We start from the raw sequence: 14,862 nt of genomic DNA on the forward strand, positions 1-14,862 counted from the left end.
TATAACTAAAGGAGATGAGAAATGTGAGTGTTACCCTATCTAGAAAAATTGTTAATATTATTTCCATTTTGGGCATTGTTGCAACCATAATTGCAACCATCTATTTTATCCGATTAGGTGTCTTCAAGGACATCAATGCACTAAGAGGACTAGTAGGGCAATCTGTCATTCTCGGTCCGATTATTTTCATGTTAATTCAGATTATTCAAGTGGTTATTCCGATTATTCCTGGTGGTGTTAGCTGTGCTGCAGGGGTCTTGATTTTCGGGCCAACAATGGGCTTCGTCTATAATTACGTTGGTATTGCACTTGGCTCTATTATCATTTTCTTATTAGGTCGTAATTATGGGAAACCATTCATTATGAGCCTTGTCAGTGATAAAACATATAACAAGTATATCGGTTGGTTAGACAATGAAAAACGTTTTGAACGATTGTTTGCTTTAGCAATTTTCTTCCCGATTGCACCGGATGATGCGCTTTGTTTAATGGCCGGTTTAACAAAAATGTCTGTGAAAAAATTTACTCTGATTATTTTATTAGCAAAACCTGCTTCTATCTATTTATATAGTCTTGCGTTAATTTATGGCGGTACATTTTTAACTAGCTTACTGGGAATGTAAAATAAATAAAAAAGCGAACGGACTAAATCAAAACTCTGCCTGTGTCAGTTTGATTTAGTCCTTTTATTATGGAATTTTGGTAGAAACTGGGGGACTTTTGATGTTTAGTTATTTTAAAAATAGTATTGTGAATACGCTAGATTTTCTTAAAGGGACAACGGCGTATTTTCGCGATGTGCTCTTGATGCACGGATTTATGTTATTCGTTCTATTGCCTTTATTGACAAGTTTGTCCAAATTGGTACTCAAAGAAGGTGGGATTGATTATATTTCCTACGATAACTTAGGGGCAATTGCTACGCAACATCCCTATGTCCTTTTGACTTTTCTACTAATTGGGCTGTTAATTTTACTGGCGCTCTTTTTTGAATTTACCTTTTTATTGCTTAGTGTTTATTTTATTAAGAAAAAGCAACCAATTACTCTAACGCAATTATTGCACGGCACCTTGCTTCAGATCAAAAAAGTTCGAGGAATTACCTTTCTGTTTTTCCTAGCATATTTCTTTTTGATTTTACCATTAAGTGGGTTAACCTTCCGCTCTTATTTATTAACAAGAGTTAAGATTCCAGCCTTTATCTTAGATTTTATTTTTGCAAATCGCGTCATTATTATTATTGGTTTCGTATTGTTAGAGCTGATTATCTTATATTTAGCGATTCGACTTGCTTTTGCCCTCCCAGAGTTGATTTTACGTGATGTTGGTTTTCGTGAGTCTTTAAAACGTAGTTGGCAAATTACAAAGCGGCGCTTTTTCCAGATTTTAGGGCAATTTATTATCATTGGAGGAACTGTTTTAGGGATTTTTACGGCTGGCTATTTCTTGATATTTTTAGGTCAAACCGCCGTCGAAACGTTTAAACCTGAGTGGTCTTTACCTAGCGCTGTCATCGCTATGACACTCCTTCAGGTTATGATGCTCTTAAACTTGGTGTTGTCTAGTGTTGCTATTTTTTACATTATTGTTGATGATATGGAAGATGAAGGGATTTTGCCTGACACGCCAGAATGGTTCACCCCGAAATCAGAGGTTCGGGTAGAATGGACCACCTTCAGAGTCGTTCTTTTTTGTTTGATTGCAATCATCTTCGGAATTGGTGTAGGCACCTATAATACGAATTACCTAAGTCATACACCTGACCGAAAACCGGTTACCATCTCCCATCGTGGTGTTAATGGTAACAATGGCGTTCAAAACACCTTGGACTCTTTAATCGAGACCAATAAGGCAAAACCTGATTATGTTGAAATGGATATTCAAGAAACCAAAGACCATCAATTTATTGTCATGCACGATTTTAATTTACGGGCGTTAACGGGCGTTAATAAACGACCGAATCAATTAACACTTAAAGAATTAACGAATATGAATGTCACAGAAAATGGTCAAACTGCTAAAATGGTTTCTTTCGATGATTATTTAGCCAAAGCCAATCAATTAAAACAACGTTTATTAATTGAAATCAAAACCACGCCTCAAGATAGCCCTGATTTAGTACAGCGCTTTGTCAAACAATACCGTGAAAATATTTTAGAAAACGGCCATATCCTTCATACCTTAACCTATGATACGGCGATGGCCTTAAAGAAAGAAGAACCACGCTTTTATGTAGGCTACGTTATTCCTTTCAACATTGTGGGACCGCCTAAAATGCCAGTTGACTTTTTTACTATGGAATACAGTACAATGAATCGTAACTTTGTAAATGCCGCTCATCATGACGGGAAAAAGGTTTATGCTTGGACAGCAAATGATGAAGATGTTATGACGCGAATGATTTTTTATGGCGTCGATGGCATCATTACCGATCAACTCAGTCTACTGAACGAAACAATGAAAACCGATTTAGAAAATCCAACATACTCCGATAAACTGTTGAATTTCGCTATTGGAATGGGTTAAAAAAAGAGCCAATCTGCTGAGCAGATTGGCTCTTTTACGTTCATGTTAGTTGTTTTTACCAAAAATTCTTAAGAAAGCTAAGAATAAGTTGATGAAGTCAAGGTATAATTGTAATGCGAAGAAAACGGCCATCCCAGTACCTGCTTGATCACCTGTTTGCGCATAGACTTGGCGAATACGTTGGTTATCATAAGCAGTAATCCCTGAGAAAATTAGGACCATTAAAATGGAAATAAAGAATTCTACAGCATTACTGTGTAAAAGGAACATATTTAGCAACATCGCAATGATGATTCCGATTAAGGCACTATAAGCGGCATGACCAACTGCTGATAGGTCTTTCTTCGTAAAGACACCTACTAATGACATCGCGCCAAAGGTAGCTGCTGCACTTAAAAATGCGCCGGCCACTGTTCCACCAGTATACATTAATAACGTCACGGATAAAGTGACACCATTTAATAATGCATACGCAACAAATCCTGCAATCGCAATGGTTGGATTCTTCTGTGCTTTTGCGCCTAGATATAAAACTAAGCCAATTTCAACAAGCCAAATCATCCAAAAAGCTAAGCTTGATTGGAATAAAGTAGCTAGAACAGGTAAAAAGACAGTTGTCATTGCATAAGCCATGATTGCGCTAATACCAATTCCTAACGCTAAAAATCCGTAAATTTTGGCATAAAATTTATTCAAACCTGTGCCAGTTTGGATATACTCTTGATTATTCATAAGTTAAAGTCCCTTCTTTCTCTGTTAGTTCATCAATCGTCACTTGGGGTGGTTGAACCATCACCACTGCATCTAACACGCGATTTTCTTGCTCATTAACAGCCTCAACTGAAATGGTAATCACATCTTTCATTTTGTCGACTTTGATTACTTCTAATTGGAAAGTCAATGTTTCGTAATGAAAAACGGGTTCCACAAAGTTCACAGAGAAATTCACAACATGTGAACCTGGTCCTGGTAAATGTTTTGAAATCGCACTAGTGATAATTCCCATCAGCATAATTGATGGTACGATTGGTTTTTCATATTCTGTTTTTTGGGCATAATCATGTTGGATATATAAAGGATTCGCATCATTGGTCAAGCCCAAGTAAAGTAATAAGTCCTTGTCTTCAATTGACTCTGTCAAGGACAACGAATCTCCCTCTTCGATATCTTCGATGGTTTTGCCTAATTTTCTCGGTTTTCCGATATTCAAATTAGTACACCTCCGTTATTGATAAGATAATTGTACCAAAATGTACTTAAAAGGCAAGCTAAAAAGTAGTCTTTAAAGGATGTTTAAACAAAACCAACTTATCTGCCATGCTAGATTTTAAAAACAAACAACGGAACAGGAGCAGCTTCTTATTTTTTGAAGCCAGATACCCCTGTCCCGATTTTGTTTATGTTCTCTTATAAAACGTTTCTAGTTGTGTTACTTAGTAATGTTTCGTAGGCTTGTTCAAATTTCTGAACGTCGCCAGCGCCCATAAAGACAACCACTGCATTTTCAAAATCTAGTAAAGGTGACACATTATCTTCGGTAATTACTTGTCCACCTTTTTGAATTTTTTCACCTAAATCTTCAATGCGTACCTCGCCTTGTGTTTCACGCGCAGAGCCAAAAATATTACATAAGAATACTTCATCTGCCAAATCCAGTGCTTCAGCAAATTCATCCATTAAGGCAATTGTTCGTGTAAATGTATGTGGCTGGAAGACAGCAATAATTTCTTTGTCAGGATATTTTTGGCGGGCGCCATCAATCGTTGCTTTAATTTCAGCTGGATGGTGCGCATAATCATCAACAATAATCATGTCACTGACTTTTTTCTCGCTAAAACGACGTTTTACACCTTTAAAACTTAGCATTTCTTCTGCGACTTTTTGCATATCAAGTTTTTCAAAATAAGCCACAGCAATCACACCTAGCGCATTCATGATATTGTGATGGCCAAATGCTGGTAAGACAAAATGACCTACAAAATCATCCTTGTGATAAACATCAAAAGATGAGCCTTCCGTTGTTCGTTGAATATTTCGGGCTTGGATATCATCCTCTTCGCTGACGCCATAATAATAAACTGGCACTTCTGATTCTAACTGGCGAAGATACTTATCATCACCATAAGCAAAAATTCCTTTTTTGACTTGATGAGCCATTGTTTGGAACGCTGAAAAAACGTCCTCAATGCTCTTGTAGTAATCTGGATGATCAAAATCGATATTCGTCATAATCGCATAATCTGGTGAATAAGCCAAGAAATGACGGCGATACTCACACGCTTCAAATGCAAAGAAATCAGCATCTGGTTCGCCGTGGCCAGTGCCATCCCCTATTAAATAACTAGTTGGATTGATACCACTTAATACATGTGCTAGCAAACCAGTCGTACTTGTTTTCCCATGTGACCCTGTTACAGCAATGCTTGTGTACGGTTCGATAAAACGAGCAATGAAATCGTGGTAACGAATTACTTCTGCGCCTAATTCGATGGCGCGGGCGATTTCCTCATGGGTATCTGGAAAAGCATTTCCAGCAATAACAATCATGTCTTTATCAATATTATCTGCATTAAATGGTAAAATAGGGACACCTGATTTTTCAAGATCCCGTTGTGTAAAGAAATACTCTTCTACGTCTGATCCTTGAACGTTGTAGCCTTTTTGGTGTAAGACCAACGCTAATGAGCTCATGCCAGAACCTTTAATTCCGACAAAATGGTATAATTTGTTCTCTTGATTTCCCATTATAATCCTCTTCTCTGTCACTATATAAAACATACCTTTTTTAAAAAAATTTCAATCATACGAGATTCATTATCGTATAAAACAAAAAAATAATCAACTATTAAAACAGAATAAAAAACTTACATGTTTCAAATCCACATGCAAGTTTCATCTCTTAACTAAAATATTTACTGTTTTCTAATACAGAACTTGAATCTTCTAGCATCCCACTTAATGGTTTATCCAAGATGCCCTTTTTCTTCTCTTCTGTCACAGGTGCTTCAGGCTCTACTTGAGCATTCGCTTTAGCTAATTTTTTCCCATAAGCAGTTTGACTTTTAGCATTTTTCTTTGCGGCATTCAAACGGGAACGCGAACGTAAATCCAACGCATCTTCGCCAAAACGTTCTAAGTCTGGTTTGATTTGTTGATATTGTCGTCTAGTTAAAGGAATCTCAGGTTCTGAGGTTGGAATATTAAACTTCCGCACCGTTGGATCTTCTTCCGTATCTTTCACTTGAAAAGCCGTTGGTTCATCATCAAGAATGACATATGAACGCCGATCTTTTTTCATTGCTTTTAGCAACTCTTCTTCAGTAAAACTAGGTTCCTGTTCCTCAGGAATCACAGAAGCCGGGATATATTTAGGAACAAAATAAGAAGGTGTCGTTTTCTGCACTAATGGTGATGCGGCAGGTCTACTTGGTTTCGCTACGACTTCTTTTTTTTTATACGTTTGTGTCCAGCCATTTCCTTTTGGCGTCCCAAAAAGGCTATTATTTTTTTTCGTTGCTTGTTTATTTTTCGTTGCTTTACTAGCATGTTTTGTGTAGTCTGGCAAATTAGAACGATGACGTGCTAATTGCTCTTGTTGTGCTGCCGTTAATTGTTGTGTTTGTTTATTTGTAGTTGATTGATTCGTTGTTGGTTGTTGGACGGATGGTGTGCTTTGTCTAGTATCTTCGGCAGATGTTGTAGTTCTTCTGCTACCAGACATTGCTTTACCAATCAGATCATCTTGAAATAAGTTACGTTCATTATCTGTTGGTAATTTTACGCCCTGTTCATCATCATACGCTGGAAAACGGAAATGTTTTCTCTTCACTTGAGCATTATCCATTGCGGTCATTCCTTTTATTTTTCTTTCTCATTAGTTTAACACATTCTCAATGAATACTAAAGAACTTGACTGAATTTTTAAGAGAACAAAAAAAGAAACCTCCGTTTAAAAAGGTTTCTTTTTTGTTTATTTATCTAGTTGTAATTTGGCAAAGTCCGCTTTGACTTGAATGAATGACTGAAACAATTGTAAAAACTGAAAGAGTCGCGCCCGATTTTCAAATTCACTTCTTGTTTGCGGCAATGGTTTTGTGCGATAGGTTTCATAAACGGTCTTAATTCGATTCATAATTTCTTGTCCATCATTATTCTCTGCAAATGTTTCTGCCGTATATTCCAATAATTGTTGAATATAGCGAACTTGTTGCGCATCAACAGTAATATCTTCTAATAATTCCAACATGTTTTTTAGAATATTACTTTGCATTTTTCTCATCGCAAAGTACTCTAAATAGTACGTATTGGTAGACAGCAATTGATTCTCGGCATGATTTTTGGCCCACGTCTCGCCTGTGCGAATAAAGGTTTTTAAATCTGCACAATGCATGACCAAATTTCGCTCTCCTGCAGCGTTGTTTAAATGTAGCGCCATTTCCCTTAAAATTTTACGAAACATTGTTTCAATGACTTCTTGGTCTTCTCTTAAACGTTTTTCTGTATCAGGCATATAAGAATTAGCTAATAACGCTAGTCCCACACCAATACTCATTAATAAAAACTCATTTCCAATAATCGCCCAAGAAAGATTTTTTTCGACTAAATAATGAGTTACCAAAACGGAACTCACAACAATCCCATCAGATAATTGAAAATACACAGCTGCTGGAATAAATAATAACAAAAAAATACCAAAAGCAATCGCTGTAAAACCTAAAAAAGTAAAACAAATATACGCTAAAATAGTTGCCAAAGCTAAGGATAACAAACGATAAATTCCTGTCATGACAGATGTTTTTTTCGTGCTAGTAACACTTAAAACCGAAATAATCCCTGCCGAAGGGGCATAAAGTAATCCCAGTTTTTCCGCAATAATCATTGCTAATGCAGCGCTAATGGCTGTCTTGACTGTTCGTAAACCAATTTTCATGCATACTCCCCTTAAAAAATAATAATTCTTCACTTTTCTCTAGTAATTTTACCTCTATTTCGGTTATCATTAAAGAGAAAAGTTATTTAGGAGCGAATATTTATGATAGTGGGTCGATTTCGTTTAGGCATGCGAACGTTAAAAACAGCAATTGCTGTCATGCTGTGTATTCTTTTATTTCAATTTTTCCATCGTGGCTCACCTATGATTGCCTGTTTAGCAGCTGTTTTTTCGCTAAGACAAGATTTAAATACCAGTTTGTCTTTTGGAAAATCGCGCATTATTGGAAACACATTGGGTGGCTTTTTAGCTTTGCTTTATGTATTAGCACAAGATTATTTTCCTAATCAACACTTAGTAGAATTACTGCTACTACCACTTTTAGTCATTATCGTCATCGTTGTTTCTGATGGGATTAATAACAATGCTGGAATCATTTCTGCAACTGCGACACTTTTAATGATTTCTTTAAGTATTCCGCAAAGCGATTCCTTTCAATATGCAATGGAACGTGTGTTGGATACATTCATTGGGACCTTTATAGCGATTGGTTTAAACGTCTTTTTACAACCTAAGCCAGCAGAAGAAGCCCATGAAATTTCTGAAGATTTAGCTGAATTAGAAAAGAAAGAAAAAGAACTAGAAGCTTTACGCCAACAAGTTCAAGCGCGGATTGCTGCAGAAGAAAACACTGATGACAAGGCAAATAAATAAAGAAACAGCCGATTGAAGAGAATAACAATCGGCTGTTTCTTTATAGTTCCCAATTCGTTTTTGCTTGAAAGTTGGCGGCTGCGCCAATCAAGTTGGCATCATTTTGATAATGGCAGGTCACGATTTCTGGAACAAAATCTTTTAATTCAAAGGTTTGTAAATGCGTTAGCATCCGGCGATTAATCTCTGCTAATAAGCCTTCTTTAGCAGAAACACCACCTCCGAGTACAATCATTTCAGGATCATAAGAAAACTGTAAGCCGAATAATCCTTGTGTTAAATAATCATAAAAATTATTGACTTCTTCGCGAGCAATCTCATCCCCTCGTTGTGCCAGTTCAAAAACTTCTTCTCCTGTCACCGCCTGTTTTTCGACTCCAATTCGTTCACAATAGCGCTGAGCCATTTTGACAGCTGTGCCAATTTCACTGAATGTTTGGCCATTACTTAAAAAGTTCAGTCCAAACTCGCCTCCATATAAATGAGCGCCTTTGTACAATTCACCATTGCGAAAAATCGCTCCGCCAATTCCTGTCCCAATAACGACAAAAAGCACTTCTTTTTTCCCTTTCGCCGCGCCTTCATATATCTCAGCTAAACCAGCACAATTCGCATCATTTTCGATAGTCACTGGTAAGCCAAACAACGCTTCTAATTCTTCATAAATGTTAAAATGATGAATATATGGAATGGCGGAAATCCCTAAAATCTGTTGACTTTTTTCGTCAACTACTCCAGGTGAACTAAAAGCAACACCACTAATCGACTCATTTCTTTTGTCTGCATAAATCGAATATAAATGCGCTTTCATTTCTTCCCAAGAGCCAGGTGTTGGAAAGCTCCCTTGATTTGTTAATTCTTTGCCTGTCCAAACGCCGTATTTCACGGAAGAACCGCCAAGATCAAATGCTAAAATTGCCATATTTATCCATCCTTTTCTACTTCTGTTTTCTTATTTCTTCGATACGTATACGGTCCATGATAGGTCTCATCAGGATTTTTCGTCAAGCGAAATTTCAACGGAACATAGTCAATGCCGCCTTTAACAAAAGGATGACATCGTAAAATCCGTGCTACCCCCATCGTTGTTCCTTTGACACTTCCATGTGTATGAATTGCATCAATCATATATTGTGAACACGTTGGGTAATAGCGACAACGTGCAGGCAATCCTGGAGAAATAAATCGTTGATAAAAACGAACACCGCCGATTAACGGATTTTTCATAAAGTGCCTTCTTTCTAACTAATTCTTACTAAAGAATAGCTTGTTTTTTCATGTTTGGCAAGTCCTAGTTACGAGAAATTACACTAGACCCAACTATGACGAATTCTTACATTTCTGTTGCTATCCAAATGAAAAAAAACGTGCTACACTATAAAAAAAGGAATGGAGGCTTAGTAAATGGGATTAAAATTTGAACGTTCCAATGACTTAGATAAACTCTTCGATTCTTTCGCCGTTGATCCATTAAAGAAAGAAGTACCTCTTGAAGAACTGGCAAAACAACGACAAGAAGTAAAAAAAGAAGAAGCAAAAAAACAAGCAAAAGAGTAATTTTGCTTGTTTTTTTCTATAGAAACTTTTCAATTGCTGTCCAAGCTGCTTCTTTTCCTTCTTTTGTTTCAGAAGAGAAAATAATAAAGTCATCTTGTTTATCAAAATTCAAGGCTTTTTTGATGACACTCTCGTGTTTGTTCCATTTGCCCCGCGGAATTTTGTCTGCCTTAGTTGCTACAATAATAACTGGCAAATCATAGTATTTCAAAAATTCATACATTTGGATATCATCTTGGGTCGGCGGATGACGTAAATCAATTAAAGAAACGACTGCACGTAATTGCTCACGTTGCGTGATATACGTTTCAATCATTTTTCCCCACTTCGCACGTTCTGTTTTAGAAACTTTGGCATAACCATAGCCAGGAACATCCACAAAGTGTAAGGCATCCTCAATTAAATAAAAATTTAGCGTTTGCGTTTTACCAGGTTTGCCTGAAGTTCTTGCTAAATTTTTACGATTAATCAAGGTATTAATAAAAGATGATTTCCCAACGTTCGAACGTCCAGCTAAAGCAATCTCTGGTAATTGAGATTCAGGATATTGTTTAGGGGATACCGCACTAATCACGATTTCTGCATTATGTACGTTCATTGTTTTCCTCCGTTCTTCTATTCAGTCTTTCATTCAAAAGCTTAACAAAAACAGCTCTTTCGGAGATCCGCCGAAAGAGCTGTTTTCAGCTTCAATCTTATACAGCTTCTTTATCTTTTTTGTTATAAATAATTGTTGGTTTACCGGTACCTTCAGCCGCCATTTTAGTAATGATAACTTTTTCAATGCTTTCATCTGAAGGAACATCAAACATTACGTCCATCATAATTTCTTCAATGATTGAACGAAGTCCCCGTGCGCCAGTATTACGTTCAATGGCTTTGGCTGCGATGGCTTTTAATGCTTCTGGTTCAAATTCTAATTTAGTGTCATCAAGAGACAATAATTTTTGATATTGTTTCACCAAGGCATTCTTCGGTTCTGTTAAAATTCGAACCAAATCATCATTCGTTAATTTATCAAGCGCAGCCATTACAGGTAAGCGTCCAATAAATTCTGGAATTAAACCAAATTTCAATAAATCTTCTGGAATAATATGTTGCATGATGCTTTCTTCTTCATTTAAAGCAGAATTAGTTTTACCAAAACCAATAGTTTTTTCGCCTAAGCGGTTTTTAACAATGGTTTCAATTCCATCAAATGCTCCACCAACGATGAAGAGAACATTCGTTGTGTCAATTTGGATAAATTCTTGATGTGGATGTTTGCGGCCCCCTTGTGGTGGTACACTTGCAACTGTTCCTTCAAGAATTTTTAGTAAGGCTTGTTGAACACCCTCACCTGAAACATCTCGAGTAATCGAAACATTTTCACTCTTACGGGCAATTTTATCAATCTCATCAATATAGATAATGCCCTTTTCCGCACGTTCAACATTATAGTCAGCAGATTGTAGTAATTTTAAAAGGATGTTTTCAACATCTTCCCCTACATAACCTGCTTCTGTTAAACTGGTCGCATCAGCGATTGCAAAAGGTACATTTAATGTTTTTGCTAACGTTTGAGCCAAGAAAGTTTTACCTGAACCTGTTGGTCCAATTAAACAAATGTTACTTTTTTGCAATTCAACGTCATCTTGAGTTGCAGCTGTTTCTGATTGATTCACACGTTTATAGTGATTGTAAACAGCAACAGAAAGTGTGCGTTTTGCACGTTCTTGTCCAATAACATATTCATTTAAAACATTTAAAATTTCTTGGGGTTTTGGCACATCCGTTAATTCTCGGACTGCTTCATTATAAAATTCTTCATCAATAATCTCTTTACATAGATCAATACATTCATTACAAATATAGACACCCGGACCAGCAACAATTTTTTTTACTTCTTCTTGTGTTTTCCCACAAAATGAACAACGAACGGTCCCGTTATTATCCGTATTGTCGTACATGTTCGTCACCCCTCTAAAAATCAAAAAATGACTGTCATCACAGTCTCTCATCATAATAGCACAAACCACTTTAAAATGCGAACATCTCAGATAGAAAGTTTTATTGTTCTTAGACTTCTTATGGTATACTACATTATATAAAAGCACTTTCATAAAAAGTGATTGTGTTGAAACAAATTGGAGGAATTGTGATGTTAGAACAAATTTTACTAGGTACCTATACTCGAAGAGCCAGCCAAGGCATTTATAAAATTGCATTAGATACGACACAAGGTCGTTTAACAGAAGCGACACTTTTGTTAGAAGAAACGAGTCCTACCTATCTTGCTCTGAGTCAAAAGGGCGAACTTTTTAGCGTCACTAGTGTTGACGGTGAAGGTGGCACTGCCGCTTATCAACCAGAAATGGACCATTTTAACTTATTGAATAAAGTAACTGAGGAAGGTGCGCCGCCATGTTATGTAGCTGTTGACGAAAACCGACAACTTGTCTATGCAGCAAATTATCACCAAGGTATCGTTCACGTGTATCGTATCTTAGAAGATGGTTCTTTGGAAGATGCTGACAAAGTGATTCATACAGAGCCAACTGGTCCTCATGAAAACCAAAACAATGCCCATGTTCATTACACAGATTTGACGCCTGATCAACGCTTAGTCGTCTGTGATCTAGGAACCGATCGTGTGTATACGTATAATGTTAGCTTAGATGGAAAGCTTTCTGAAATCGCTCAATTCGTGACTGAGCCAGGGACTGGTCCACGTCATTTAGTGTTCCACCCAACAAAATCATTGGCTTATTTATTTGGTGAATTAGATAGCACTGTTTCAGTTCTTTCATATGATGAAACAGATGGTTCTTTCACTGAATTACAAAAAGTTTCTACTTTACCTGCTGATTATGATGCGTTTAATGGTGGTGCTGCAATTCGTATTTCTTCTGATGGCCGTTTCCTTTATGCTTCAAACCGTGGCCATAACTCGATTGCTGTCTATGCTGTTTCAGAAAACGGCGAAGCGATTGAACGAATTCAATTAATTTCAACAGAAGGCGATATTCCAAGAGATTTCGATTTAGATCCTTCTGAAGATTTCGTTGTTGTCGCTAATCAAGACTCTGACAACTTAACACTTTATCGTCGGAACCAAGAAACAGGCTTATTAGAAATGATTCAAAAAGATGTTGCCGTTCCCGAATGTGTTTGTATTTTATTTGTATAATTAAGTTGACTATTTCCTTGGAAAATAACAGGAGTCAGATGCTAATTAATGTTTGCATCTGACTCCTGTTTTCTTATTTTAAACGATGGATTAGTTCTCCAATTCTTTAACGTATAAATAAAAAGAGCCAAAGTCTAAGCGATTCATTTGTAAAGATTCATGAATTTTTGTGAACCCTTTACTTTCGAAAAATCGAATCATTCTATGGTTTGTATGATTAGTTTGAGCATACATTTTACGTCTTCCTTCCCAGACTGCTCGTTTCTCCAATTCATGGAACAACAAACTGCCATAACCCTTGGCAATATAATTAGGCGAAGTTGCAAAGCGCTTTAACCAAACAAAGTCTTGTTCCTGCTCCATACATAACGTTGCCATTGAAAGAATCATTTCTTCGTGCACTAGCAAATATAATTGTTTTTTTGTAATGTCTTCTTGGATATCTCCTTGAGAAGGATAGTCCTTTGTCCACTGTGTAATGCCCACAACATCCATATATGCCTTTACTTCTGTTAAAAATTGAAGAATCATCGGTAACTCTTTCTCATCAGCCACTCTAATTTTCATTGTTTATTCTCTTAATAAGGTAACAATAGAATCGACAAGACAATCACACTAATAATGCCAATGATGGTCGGTACACTCGTCCGTTTTAAAATTCTGATGGGACTAACTCCTACTGTTGATGCGACAATCATGACAACTGCTGCTACAGGAGAAATCGTTCTAGTTAAATTCGCGATCATCTGCATTGGCAAGGAAATTAAAATACCATCAATCCCTGCTTTTTCGGCAATCCCAGGGATTAGTTCGATAACCGCATAAAACATTGCCAGACCACCACCGCTTAAAATTCCAAAAAGGGTCGTTGCACCGCTGAAAATTAAGGTCGTGACAATTCCTGCTGAACTTGACGCTTCGACAGATGCCATAATACTATCAATAATTCCTAACGTTTGAATCGCAGACGTGAACAATGAACCGCCTACGACAAGCATCACAACTTGACTAAACCCTTGCCCCATTCCTTTAAACATCTCGACAGCCGTATCTTGAACCTTTTTAAAAGATTTCAAGCGAAGCGTCTCAACCAATACAGCAATGAAGAAAGAAATAAATGTAAGAACAAAAATATCCATCGTTATTCCTTTAATAAACATTCCTGCGATTCCCACTCCAACAATTAATAATAGCGGTAATATTGGCAATATTGCATAAAATTTAGGAACATCAAATTCTTTTTGTTTGCTTAAGCCTTCTTCATTTAATGAGACATAGGCAGCCTCACCTTCTTTTTTATCGCAGTATTTTTGCCAGAAGTACTGTGCAACCGCAATGATTAATAACGATGGCAGCGAAATTTTGGCATTCCATACAACATAATTTAACACATCATAACCAAGGGTATTTGCGGCGATTACGTTATCCGCGCCTAAAGGTGTTGGCATGATAGTTGCCGTCATTGCAATCACACCTGCAGCAGTTAATGATGAAATCCCCATGCTGGCTAGCATCGGATATAATATAGACATTAAAATAATCGCTAAACTTGATGCACTAGGAACTACTAGTGACATTAAATTTCCAATTAAAAAGACCACAGGGACAAATAACGATTTACGTTTAATCTTCATTAATGGTTTCACCAAAAAGTTGACAGCCATCTGATTGGCCCCGATTGCATTCATATAGCCTGAATAACCAAAAAGAATCATAATTACAATTCCTGCTGAACTCACTTGTGCAATAATTGTATCTTTAAACTTCAAGAAAATATCAAATAATCCAAAACCGGTTCCTTCTCCTGCAGGATAAATGGGATGTCCTAACATCCATGCACATGCAAGTAGAACAAGCGCACCAATAATTAAGCTGAGTGCGGGATGATAATTTTTTACAATCAAATAGGCTACAACAACTAAAACGACCAATACCAATAAACTTTCAATCATACTTATCCTCCTTC

General features: G+C 36.8%; 16 protein-coding genes. 5 read left to right on the forward strand and 11 right to left on the reverse strand.

What is annotated here, in order from left to right; translation table 11 throughout:
• Positions 1 to 14: 14 nt before the first annotated feature.
• Both IGJ63_RS07455 and IGJ63_RS07460 read left to right on the forward strand, forming a co-directional pair.
• On the forward strand, positions 15 to 623 hold the full coding sequence (locus IGJ63_RS07455; protein WP_002383106.1) for a TVP38/TMEM64 family protein: 609 nt from the start codon (positions 15 to 17) through the stop codon (positions 621 to 623).
• A 100-nt stretch (positions 624 to 723) separates the two neighbouring features.
• A complete protein-coding gene (locus IGJ63_RS07460; RefSeq protein WP_002364138.1) occupies positions 724 to 2,526 on the forward strand; it encodes a glycerophosphoryl diester phosphodiesterase membrane domain-containing protein in 1,803 nt (600 codons plus the stop codon).
• A 45-nt stretch (positions 2,527 to 2,571) separates the two neighbouring features.
• Here the strand turns inward: IGJ63_RS07460 and IGJ63_RS07465 are convergent, their stop codons facing one another.
• The 5 genes from IGJ63_RS07465 to IGJ63_RS07485 all read right to left on the reverse strand — a co-directional run bounded on the left by IGJ63_RS07465 (position 2,572) and on the right by IGJ63_RS07485 (position 7,456).
• Positions 2,572 to 3,258: a Bax inhibitor-1/YccA family protein gene (locus IGJ63_RS07465; protein WP_002357165.1), complete on the reverse strand. Its 687-nt coding sequence runs from the start codon at positions 3,256 to 3,258 to the stop codon at positions 2,572 to 2,574.
• On the reverse strand, positions 3,251 to 3,736 hold the full coding sequence (locus tag IGJ63_RS07470) for a MaoC/PaaZ C-terminal domain-containing protein (protein WP_002357164.1): 486 nt from the start codon (positions 3,734 to 3,736) through the stop codon (positions 3,251 to 3,253). Before IGJ63_RS07470 ends, IGJ63_RS07465 begins: the two co-directional genes overlap by 8 nt.
• Before the next feature lie 197 nt (positions 3,737 to 3,933).
• Positions 3,934 to 5,271: a UDP-N-acetylmuramate--L-alanine ligase gene (gene murC / locus IGJ63_RS07475; RefSeq protein ID WP_002357163.1), complete on the reverse strand. Its 1,338-nt coding sequence runs from the start codon at positions 5,269 to 5,271 to the stop codon at positions 3,934 to 3,936.
• A 154-nt stretch (positions 5,272 to 5,425) separates the two neighbouring features.
• Positions 5,426 to 6,379 (reverse strand): hypothetical protein, encoded by a 954-nt coding sequence (locus tag IGJ63_RS07480; RefSeq protein WP_002410560.1) that lies wholly within the window; start codon positions 6,377 to 6,379, stop codon positions 5,426 to 5,428.
• A gap of 117 nt (positions 6,380 to 6,496) precedes the next feature.
• On the reverse strand, positions 6,497 to 7,456 hold the full coding sequence (locus IGJ63_RS07485; protein WP_002360063.1) for an aromatic acid exporter family protein: 960 nt from the start codon (positions 7,454 to 7,456) through the stop codon (positions 6,497 to 6,499).
• Positions 7,457 to 7,558: 102 nt separating this feature from the next.
• Here IGJ63_RS07485 and IGJ63_RS07490 point away from each other — a divergent pair, with 102 nt between their 5' ends.
• Complete coding sequence (locus tag IGJ63_RS07490; protein ID WP_002365791.1) at positions 7,559 to 8,170, forward strand: FUSC family protein; 612 nt, start codon at positions 7,559 to 7,561, stop codon at positions 8,168 to 8,170.
• A gap of 40 nt (positions 8,171 to 8,210) precedes the next feature.
• On the opposite strand, the gene IGJ63_RS07495 is transcribed toward IGJ63_RS07490, so the two are convergent.
• The gene (locus IGJ63_RS07495) at positions 8,211 to 9,092 is read right to left on the reverse strand and encodes an ROK family protein (RefSeq protein ID WP_002357159.1); all 882 of its coding nucleotides are present in this window, start codon (positions 9,090 to 9,092) and stop codon (positions 8,211 to 8,213) included.
• A 2-nt stretch (positions 9,093 to 9,094) separates the two neighbouring features.
• Positions 9,095 to 9,397 carry a membrane protein insertion efficiency factor YidD gene (yidD, locus tag IGJ63_RS07500; RefSeq protein ID WP_002357157.1) on the reverse strand — a complete coding sequence of 101 codons (303 nt, stop codon included), beginning with the start codon at positions 9,395 to 9,397 and terminating at the stop codon, positions 9,095 to 9,097.
• 177 nt (positions 9,398 to 9,574) lie between these two features.
• On the opposite strand from yidD, the gene IGJ63_RS07505 reads away from it, so the two are divergent.
• The gene (locus IGJ63_RS07505) at positions 9,575 to 9,727 is read left to right on the forward strand and encodes an SPJ_0845 family protein (RefSeq protein WP_002357156.1); all 153 of its coding nucleotides are present in this window, start codon (positions 9,575 to 9,577) and stop codon (positions 9,725 to 9,727) included.
• Between the two features lie 16 nt (positions 9,728 to 9,743).
• Here the strand turns inward: IGJ63_RS07505 and yihA are convergent, their stop codons facing one another.
• Together yihA and clpX are read right to left on the reverse strand one after the other, a co-directional pair.
• Complete coding sequence (yihA, locus tag IGJ63_RS07510) at positions 9,744 to 10,325, reverse strand: ribosome biogenesis GTP-binding protein YihA/YsxC (RefSeq protein ID WP_002357155.1); 582 nt, start codon at positions 10,323 to 10,325, stop codon at positions 9,744 to 9,746.
• Positions 10,326 to 10,422: 97 nt separating this feature from the next.
• The gene (gene clpX / locus IGJ63_RS07515; RefSeq protein WP_438746172.1) at positions 10,423 to 11,676 is read right to left on the reverse strand and encodes an ATP-dependent Clp protease ATP-binding subunit ClpX; all 1,254 of its coding nucleotides are present in this window, start codon (positions 11,674 to 11,676) and stop codon (positions 10,423 to 10,425) included.
• A gap of 191 nt (positions 11,677 to 11,867) precedes the next feature.
• On the opposite strand from clpX, the gene IGJ63_RS07520 reads away from it, so the two are divergent.
• Positions 11,868 to 12,896 carry a lactonase family protein gene (locus IGJ63_RS07520; protein WP_025187788.1) on the forward strand — a complete coding sequence of 343 codons (1,029 nt, stop codon included), beginning with the start codon at positions 11,868 to 11,870 and terminating at the stop codon, positions 12,894 to 12,896.
• A 90-nt stretch (positions 12,897 to 12,986) separates the two neighbouring features.
• Here IGJ63_RS07520 and IGJ63_RS07525 read toward each other — a convergent pair whose 3' ends face one another.
• On the reverse strand, positions 12,987 to 13,463 hold the full coding sequence (locus IGJ63_RS07525; protein ID WP_033599343.1) for a GNAT family N-acetyltransferase: 477 nt from the start codon (positions 13,461 to 13,463) through the stop codon (positions 12,987 to 12,989).
• 11 nt (positions 13,464 to 13,474) lie between these two features.
• The gene (dcuC, locus tag IGJ63_RS07530; protein WP_002360057.1) at positions 13,475 to 14,848 is read right to left on the reverse strand and encodes a C4-dicarboxylate transporter DcuC; all 1,374 of its coding nucleotides are present in this window, start codon (positions 14,846 to 14,848) and stop codon (positions 13,475 to 13,477) included.
• Between the last annotated feature and the right edge of the window lie 14 nt (positions 14,849 to 14,862).

Source organism: Enterococcus sp. DIV1375a (genome assembly GCF_051712205.1).
Taxonomy (GTDB): domain Bacteria; phylum Bacillota; class Bacilli; order Lactobacillales; family Enterococcaceae; genus Enterococcus; species Enterococcus faecalis.

Coding starts and splice junctions, on each gene's coding strand:
- IGJ63_RS07485 (WP_002360063.1), bottom strand. CDS start 7,456: ATGAAAATTGGTTTACGAACAGTCAAGACAGCCATTAGCGCTGCATTA.
- IGJ63_RS07525 (WP_033599343.1), bottom strand. CDS start 13,463: ATGAAAATTAGAGTGGCTGATGAGAAAGAGTTACCGATGATTCTTCAA.
- IGJ63_RS07465 (WP_002357165.1), bottom strand. CDS start 3,258: ATGAATAATCAAGAGTATATCCAAACTGGCACAGGTTTGAATAAATTT.
- yidD (WP_002357157.1), bottom strand. CDS start 9,397: ATGAAAAATCCGTTAATCGGCGGTGTTCGTTTTTATCAACGATTTATT.
- clpX (WP_438746172.1), bottom strand. CDS start 11,676: ATGTACGACAATACGGATAATAACGGGACCGTTCGTTGTTCATTTTGT.
- IGJ63_RS07505 (WP_002357156.1), top strand. CDS start 9,575: ATGGGATTAAAATTTGAACGTTCCAATGACTTAGATAAACTCTTCGAT.
- IGJ63_RS07460 (WP_002364138.1), top strand. CDS start 724: ATGTTTAGTTATTTTAAAAATAGTATTGTGAATACGCTAGATTTTCTT.
- yihA (WP_002357155.1), bottom strand. CDS start 10,325: ATGAACGTACATAATGCAGAAATCGTGATTAGTGCGGTATCCCCTAAA.
- IGJ63_RS07490 (WP_002365791.1), top strand. CDS start 7,559: ATGATAGTGGGTCGATTTCGTTTAGGCATGCGAACGTTAAAAACAGCA.
- IGJ63_RS07455 (WP_002383106.1), top strand. CDS start 15: ATGAGAAATGTGAGTGTTACCCTATCTAGAAAAATTGTTAATATTATT.
- IGJ63_RS07495 (WP_002357159.1), bottom strand. CDS start 9,092: ATGGCAATTTTAGCATTTGATCTTGGCGGTTCTTCCGTGAAATACGGC.
- dcuC (WP_002360057.1), bottom strand. CDS start 14,848: ATGATTGAAAGTTTATTGGTATTGGTCGTTTTAGTTGTTGTAGCCTAT.
- murC (WP_002357163.1), bottom strand. CDS start 5,271: ATGGGAAATCAAGAGAACAAATTATACCATTTTGTCGGAATTAAAGGT.
- IGJ63_RS07520 (WP_025187788.1), top strand. CDS start 11,868: ATGTTAGAACAAATTTTACTAGGTACCTATACTCGAAGAGCCAGCCAA.
- IGJ63_RS07480 (WP_002410560.1), bottom strand. CDS start 6,379: ATGACCGCAATGGATAATGCTCAAGTGAAGAGAAAACATTTCCGTTTT.